The sequence below is a fragment of the Clostridium sp. Cult3 genome (assembly GCF_021655115.1).
Taxonomy (GTDB): Bacteria; Bacillota; Clostridia; order Tissierellales; family Tepidimicrobiaceae; genus PPXY01.
The window spans coordinates 21,205-28,526 of sequence record NZ_PPXY01000032.1 but is presented as its reverse complement, the minus strand read 5'-3'; the positions used below and the strand labels follow the sequence as shown (position 1 = coordinate 28,526).

General features: G+C 35.9%; 6 protein-coding genes. All 6 read left to right on the top strand.

Annotated elements, in window-relative coordinates:
* The first annotated feature begins 61 nt into the window (after positions 1 to 61).
* The 6 genes from prdR to C3E88_RS07095 all read left to right on the top strand — a co-directional run bounded on the left by prdR (position 62) and on the right by C3E88_RS07095 (position 7,265).
* Complete coding sequence (gene prdR / locus C3E88_RS07120; protein ID WP_236909478.1) at positions 62 to 1,789, top strand: sigma-54 dependent transcriptional regulator PrdR; 1,728 nt, start codon at positions 62 to 64, stop codon at positions 1,787 to 1,789.
* A gap of 312 nt (positions 1,790 to 2,101) precedes the next feature.
* Positions 2,102 to 3,382 carry a proline reductase-associated electron transfer protein PrdC gene (gene prdC / locus C3E88_RS07115; protein WP_336513076.1) on the top strand — a complete coding sequence of 427 codons (1,281 nt, stop codon included), beginning with the start codon at positions 2,102 to 2,104 and terminating at the stop codon, positions 3,380 to 3,382.
* Between the two features lie 11 nt (positions 3,383 to 3,393).
* Entirely contained in the window at positions 3,394 to 5,244 is a 1,851-nt protein-coding gene (gene prdA / locus C3E88_RS07110) for a D-proline reductase (dithiol) proprotein PrdA (RefSeq protein ID WP_236909476.1), read from the top strand.
* Positions 5,245 to 5,247: 3 nt separating this feature from the next.
* A complete protein-coding gene (locus tag C3E88_RS07105) occupies positions 5,248 to 5,523 on the top strand; it encodes a CBO2463/CBO2479 domain-containing protein (protein ID WP_236909475.1) in 276 nt (91 codons plus the stop codon).
* Between the two features lie 11 nt (positions 5,524 to 5,534).
* Complete coding sequence (gene prdB, locus C3E88_RS07100; protein WP_236909474.1) at positions 5,535 to 6,260, top strand: D-proline reductase (dithiol) protein PrdB; 726 nt, start codon at positions 5,535 to 5,537, stop codon at positions 6,258 to 6,260.
* 12 nt (positions 6,261 to 6,272) lie between these two features.
* A complete protein-coding gene (locus C3E88_RS07095) occupies positions 6,273 to 7,265 on the top strand; it encodes a proline racemase family protein (protein WP_236909473.1) in 993 nt (330 codons plus the stop codon).
* Positions 7,266 to 7,322 lie beyond the last annotated feature (57 nt).

Below are 7,322 nucleotides of genomic sequence, written 5' to 3'. Positions count from 1 at the left end.
TAAAAATTATGATAAAATATATATAATAGGTTGTAATTAAGAATATAAGGGATGTGAATCTATGTTTTTGCAGGCCTACAGTGTACCCGTAAAAGAAGTTATGAGAAGAGATATATTTTTTGTGAACATAGACGAGGATTTTTATAAAGTTTTTGATTATCTGATGAAGAATAGCAAAAAGGAAGTGTTAGTTTTAAAAGAAGAAGATCTATTAGGGATAATAACTATTAGAGATATTTCTAAAATAGTAGATAAGGATATATCCCAAGTAGCTGTTAAAGATATTATGACTAGTAATTTAATAAAGGTAGGCACAGAAGAGACATTAGCTAATGTTCGCCTATTAATGCTAGACAATGGTATAGGTAGAATACCAGTATTTGATAACGGGAAAATAGCCGGAATTATAAGAGAGGAAAATATCAGGGACTATTTCTATAAAGGAGTAGAAGAAGCAGAACAAGCCATAGATCATATCTTTGATAATATAAATGAAGCAGTATGCGTAGTGGATAATAAAGGAAGAGTTGTCATATGGAATAGGAATGCAGAGGCTTTGTATGGACTAAAAGAAGAAGATATAAAGGGGAAGTCTTTAGAAAAACATTTTCCAAATGCTATAGATTTAAAGATATTTAAAACCAAAAAAAGCGTAAGAAATATATATCATTCTCCTAAAGAGGGATATCATGTAATAATTAGTGCTTCCCCCATAATAATCAATGATAAACTATATGGAGTAGTAAGTACGGAAAAAGATATATGGGAAATAGAGGAGCTACAAAAGGAGCTGAAAAAAGCAAGAGATAGATTACAGATACTAGAGAATAGAATGAATCACAATAATGTAGATCCCTTTAATAGGATTATTGGGCATAGTAAAAAGATAATGGATAAAATAGATATAGCTAAACAAATAGCTCCTACTAATGTATCGGTTTTACTTACGGGAGAATCAGGTACGGGAAAAGAAGAATTTGCTAAAGCCATACATAGATACAGTGGATTAACGGGAAATTTTATCCCCGTAAATTGTAGCGCAATTCCTTCAGAACTGTTTGAATCAGAATTCTTTGGCTATGAAAAAGGAGCCTTTACTGGAGCTAGGAAGGAAGGAAAAGTGGGTTTTTTTGAACAAGCTAAAGATGGAACACTATTCCTAGATGAGATTGGCGATTTGCCCATATCCATGCAGGCAAAACTATTGAGGGTACTGCAGGATAAGAAGATACAAAAAGTAGGTGGAGAAAAGTATATTCCAGTGAATGTAAGGATTATTTCTGCTACTAACAAGGATTTACCGGAGATGATTAGGAAAGAACAGTTTAGAGAAGAATTATATTACAGGATAAATGTAGTGGAAATAGAGCTGCCACCTTTAAGGGAAAGAAAAGAGGATATTGTATTGTTTATAGACTATTTTTTGAAGGAAATATGCATGGAAAACAATAAGGAAATATTAAAAATAGACAATGATGTAGTAAATTTCTTAATAGATTATCCTTGGAGAGGCAATATAAGAGAGCTAAAAAATGTAATGGAGCATATGGCAATTATGTGCAGAGAAGATACTATCACTGAAGAACTGATTCCAAAATACATGTTGGAAAGTAGAATTGAAGGATTTTATTCCATGGATTTGAACAAATCTGTAGAAAATTTAGAAATAGCCTTGATTAGAGAAGCCCTTAGATCGACTAATGGTAATCGGTTAGAAGCAGCTAAACTCTTGAATATTCCTAGGACAACCCTTCACTCCAAGATGAAAAAGTACCAGCTATATGACTAATATTAGCCGCATGACTAACATTAGTCATATTTTTTTATTTTTTGATAAGTTTGATATTTTCCAGATAATTAGATATTACAGCAATAATTCTGAGATTATGCCCTACACTCTTTGATAAACCTATTTATCTCAATTATTCTCATTGGTATTGTTAATAGTCATGATGAAACCCATGGAAAAAACTTATAATGAGACGAAAAATAGTCACATATCCTTTTTAACTTTATTATAAACCTAGGAATATCAATAGCTAGGGCATTACAGATATTTGGCATAATATTTGCAATATTATCAATGTTGGGAGGTGATAGGGTGGAATTTAGGATACCTTTAAGACAACACATAGGTGGAATCAACAAACCGATAGTTAAATGTAAGGATAAAATATATAGAGGTCAATTAATAGCCGTACCAGATGGATTAGGTGCTAATATTCATTCCAGTGTAAGTGGAGAAGTGATAGGTATTAATAGTAGGGAAATCTTAATTGAGGCCTATGAAAATCAACCTAATGATTATATAAAGATTAAGGAGAGCCATGATTATTTAGAAGCCATAAAAGAAGCAGGTATAGTAGGTGCAGGAGGAGCAGGATTTCCAACTCATGTTAAACTAAATACTCGTTTGGAGCAGGGCTTTGTAGTGATAAATGCAGCAGAATGTGAACCCCTATTGGGGCACAATATGGCAAGAATTATGGAAGATCCTGATTTATTAGTACGAGGTTTAAAGTATCTAATGGATATAACAGGAGCCAAGAAAGGTTATATAGCTATAAAGCCTAACAATAAACAGCCCTTAATTCAATTGGGGAAGGCTATTAAAGGCGAAAGGGATATAGAGATAAAGTTTCTTTCCGATATGTATCCAGCTGGAGATGAAAGGGTTATAATCAGGGAACTATTTGGAATCAAACTTAAACCAGGACAACTTCCTTTAGAGGCCAATGTAATTGTTTCTAATATTGAAACCATAAGAAATATAGTATTAGCTATAGAGGAAAGAAGGCCAGTAATAACCAAGGATTTGACTGCTGATGGAAGACTGGTTTCTGGAGAGAAGATATTTTTAGACATCCCTATAGGCACTCCTATTAAAGCCATAATAGATGATTGTGGTGGGTATATAGAGCCCCGCGGCGAGATTCTATTAGGTGGTCCTTTTATGGGTAAGGAGGGTTCTGAAGAAGAGGTAGTAACCAAGACTACAGGAGGAGTTTTAGTCAGTTTGCCCTTTCCCAACGATAGTAGAAGGTTTGGTTTAATAGGCTGTGAATGTGGTGCTCAAATAGACAGGCTTACGGATATTGTAGAGGGTATGGGCGGTGAAATAGTAGCTACTACCAACTGCAAGAGGATGAAGGAAGTAAATGGAAGATTTAGATGTGAAGAACCGGGGGTCTGTCCAGGACAAGCGGAGAAGGTTATTTATCTTAAGAAAAATGGTGCTGAAGCTATTATAGTAGGTACTTGTGAAACCTGAACGGACACGGTGATGAATGTAGCTCCTCGTGTAGGACTACCAATGTATCATAGTACAGATCATATATTAAGGGCAGTAGGCCACAGATTATATAGAAGAAAAAGAGAATAGGAGGGATGAAATTGGCTATAACTAAGGAACAAGCCATGGAGCATAGGGATTCTTATGCAATAACTTGTTGTAGATTTGAAGAGGGTACTATTATTAGCTCTTCAAACATTGAAGATCCTAATTTAATTCCAGATCTTGAAGATTCAGGTCTTATAGAGATTCCTGAAAACTGTCTTAAAATTGGAGAAGTATTGGGGGGAACTCTTAAAAAGACTGTAGATGCACTAACCCCTCTAACCCCCGATTTGGTAGAGGGTATTACCAAATTGAAGGACGCTATTCAAGAGGAAGTAGATGAAGCAGAAAAATCTTCAGTAGATAAGACTCAAATACCTCAAGGACTTGCGAGCAGTACTGGAAGTATAAAGATTCAAATCGGAGAGGGTAAGGATATAAATATAGAAATTCCCTTTCCAGCAGTAGCATCGGCTACTTTACCAGTAACAACGGAAGAAGAGGTAGAAGAAATAAAGGGGGAAGCTTTACTGGAGGAAGAGGAAATAAGGAAATTAACAAAGAAATATTTTCAAATAGATAAGGTTGAATTTGGTCCAGAGACCAAAATAGATGGAACTACCCTTATTATTAGAGAAGATATATGTAAAGACGCCATAGATTCTCAAGGGCTAGTAGTAGATATGGAAATAGACATAATTATTCCTGATAGATATGGTGAATTTTCCAATACCATCATGGATGTACAGCCTATAGCTACTAAAGAAGAAGGAGAATTAGGAGAAGGTGTAACCAGGGTATTGGATGGTGTAGTAATGTTGGTTACAGGAACAGATGAGGCAGGGGTACAGATAGGTGAGTTTGGTTCTTCGGAAGGTATTCTTGATCAGAATATAATGTGGGGTAGACCTGGTTCTCCAGAAATGGGAGAGATACTTATAAAGACCGATGTGACTATTAAAAAAGGCAAGAATATGGAACGACCAGGGCCTATGGCAGCTCACAAGGCCACAGATTTTATTACCCAAGAGATTAGGGAAGCTCTTAAGAAGACTGATGAGTCCTTAATGATCAGAAAAGAGGAGTTTGTCCAGAAAAGAAGGCGTAATAGGAAAAAGATAGTTCTAGTGAAGGAGATAATGGGGCAAGGGGCTATGCACGATAATTACCTAATGCCTCAAGAACCTGTAGGGGTACTAGGCGCTAAGGCTAATGTGGACTTAGGCAATGTTCCCATAGTAGTATCTCCATTACAGGTATTAGATGGATGTGTTCATGCATTGACTTGCATAGGACCAGCTTCTAAGGAGACTTCTAGACATTATTTTAGGGAACCTTTGGTGTTGGAAGCTATGTTGGATGAGGAAATAGATTTAGCAGCCGTTATATTTGTAGGTTCTCCCCAAGCCAATTCGGAGAAGTTCTATGTATCAAAACTACTAGGCATGACTGTGGAGGCAATGGATGTAGATGGAGCCATAGTTACCACAGAGGGCTTTGGAAATAATCATGTAGACTTTGCTAGCCATATAGAGGAAATAGGTAAAAGAGGAATTCCTGTAGTAGGTATGACTTTTGCGGCAGTACAAGGACAGTTGGTAGTAGGTAATAAATATATGGACGCTATGGTAGATTTAAATAAATCTAGACAAGGTATTGAAAATGAAATACTAGAGAATAACTGCTTATGTGAAGAAGATGCTATAAGGGCATTATATATGCTAAAGGCCAAGATGGCAGGAGAAAAGATAGTAGCACCAGAAAGAAAGTATAATGAGGATATTAAACTTAACAATGTAAAATTAATAGAGGAAAAATCAAATAGGAAGATAAATCTAGTAGAAAATGAAACTTCTTTACAGATGAGCAAAAAGAGAAGGGAAATATACGAGAAGGATGGAGAATAGTCCATGGATAAATTGAGATTTATATCATCGGAAAGGTACTATGAAGGCATAATCATAGAGCTTACTGATGGTTCAGTAGTCATAGATTTAAAAGGCCGTATGGGACAGTTGAGACTTCCAAGAAGAATGGTAATTTGTGAAAATGAATTAAAGGAAGGTCAACAAGTTGGGTTTTTGATGACCTATCCGGAAGTAATTGATGAAGAAATCGACAAAGGATATTTAGAATCGGCCAAAGATCAATTATATAGAAGGATAAATAGTGGAAATATAATCTAAGGAGGGATAATATGGATATGACTGTGATCAAAGGGCTACAATCGGAGATATACGTTCCTATTACTCCACCGCCAGTTTGGGCACCAGTCACTAAATCTTTAGATGAAATGGTGATTGCTTTAGTTACTGCTGCAGGAGTTCATCTTAAATCTGATGAAAGATTTAATTTAGCAGGGGATACTTCCTATAGGATAGTTAATAATGATGCAAATAGTAAGGATTTAATGGTATCCCATGGGGGATATGATAACTCCGATGTAAACAAGGATATAAACTGTATGTTTCCTATTGATAGACTTAAGGAATTAGCAGAGGAAGGTTTTATCAAAGGAATAGCTCCTAAACATATAGGATTTATGGGTGGTGGAGGAGATGTAAAGGCCTTTGTTGAAAAAACTGGTCCTGAAATAGCCAATATATTAAAGGAAGAAGGTGTAGATGGAGTAGTTATTACCGGTGGGTGAGGTACATGTCACCGCTCTGCCGTGCTTGTGCAGAGAGCAATTGAAGAAGCAGGAATTCCTACCATTATTATTGCTGCATTGCCACCAGTAGTCAGACAAAATGGTACTCCAAGATGTACAGCCCCGATAGTGCCAATGGGAGCTAATGTGGGAGAACCTAATAATCCAGAGATGCAAAAAGGTATACTAAAGGATACCTTGATACAACTAGTAGAAATAGATATTCCGGGGAAGATAGTACCCTTATCTTATGAATATATTGCAAAGGTATAAAGGGGGAATTGGATGAAGCTTCATTATATTGATACTCATACTATGGGTGAGCCAACTAGAATAATAGTAGATGGAGTTCCCCCAATATTGGGGGATACTATGATGGAGAGAAAAAAGTATCTAGAAGAAAACCTTGACCATATTAGGACTATGGCTATGCATGAACCTAGAGGTCATAGGGATATGTTTGGTGCTATTATCATGGAACCCTTTCATGAAAAGGCTCAAATGGGAGTTATATTCATGGATAGTGGAGGTTATTTAAATATGTGCGGTCATGGTTCCATAGGAGTGGTTACTATGTTGATAGAAAGAGGATTTATCAAAGCAGAAGAACCTATTACCTATGTAAAGCTAGATACACCTGCTGGATTGATAAAAGCCAAGGCTAAGGTAAAAAAGAGAAAGGTTCAAGAAGTATCTATAGTTAATGTTCCGTCTTTTCTATACAAAAGGGATATAGAAATAGAAGTACCTTCTTTAGGAAAGATACCTTTAGATATTGCTTTTGGAGGTAGTTTCTTTGGCTTAGTTGCTGCAGAGAATATTGGAGCTGACCTATCTATAGATAATACTGAAGTATTGATAAAACATGGATTGGCTATTAGGGAAGTTGTAAATAAAAAAATTTCCCTAGTCCATCCTACCAATCCCTTTATAAATAAGGTAGATCTAGTAGAAATATATGATAGTCCTACATCAGATGATGCAGATTTAAAAAATGTAGTCGTATTTGGTGCAGGGCAGATAGATAGATCACCCTGCGGAACGGGAACTAGTGCTAAATTGGCCACTTTATATGCAAAGGGACAGCTAAGGATTGGTGAAACTTTTGTATATGAAAGCATTACTGGCACCAAGTTTTATGGGAGGATACTAGGGGAGACAAAAGTAGGAGATTACGATGCAATAATACCTGAAATTACTGGCAAAGCTTTCATTACAAATTATGGGTATCTAATTGCCGAAGAGGAAGATATGTTCAAATATGGCTTTGCATTTTAATTAAACCAGCTTAATCTTAAACTTTAACATCAATATAAAATTCCCTGATTTTACAGA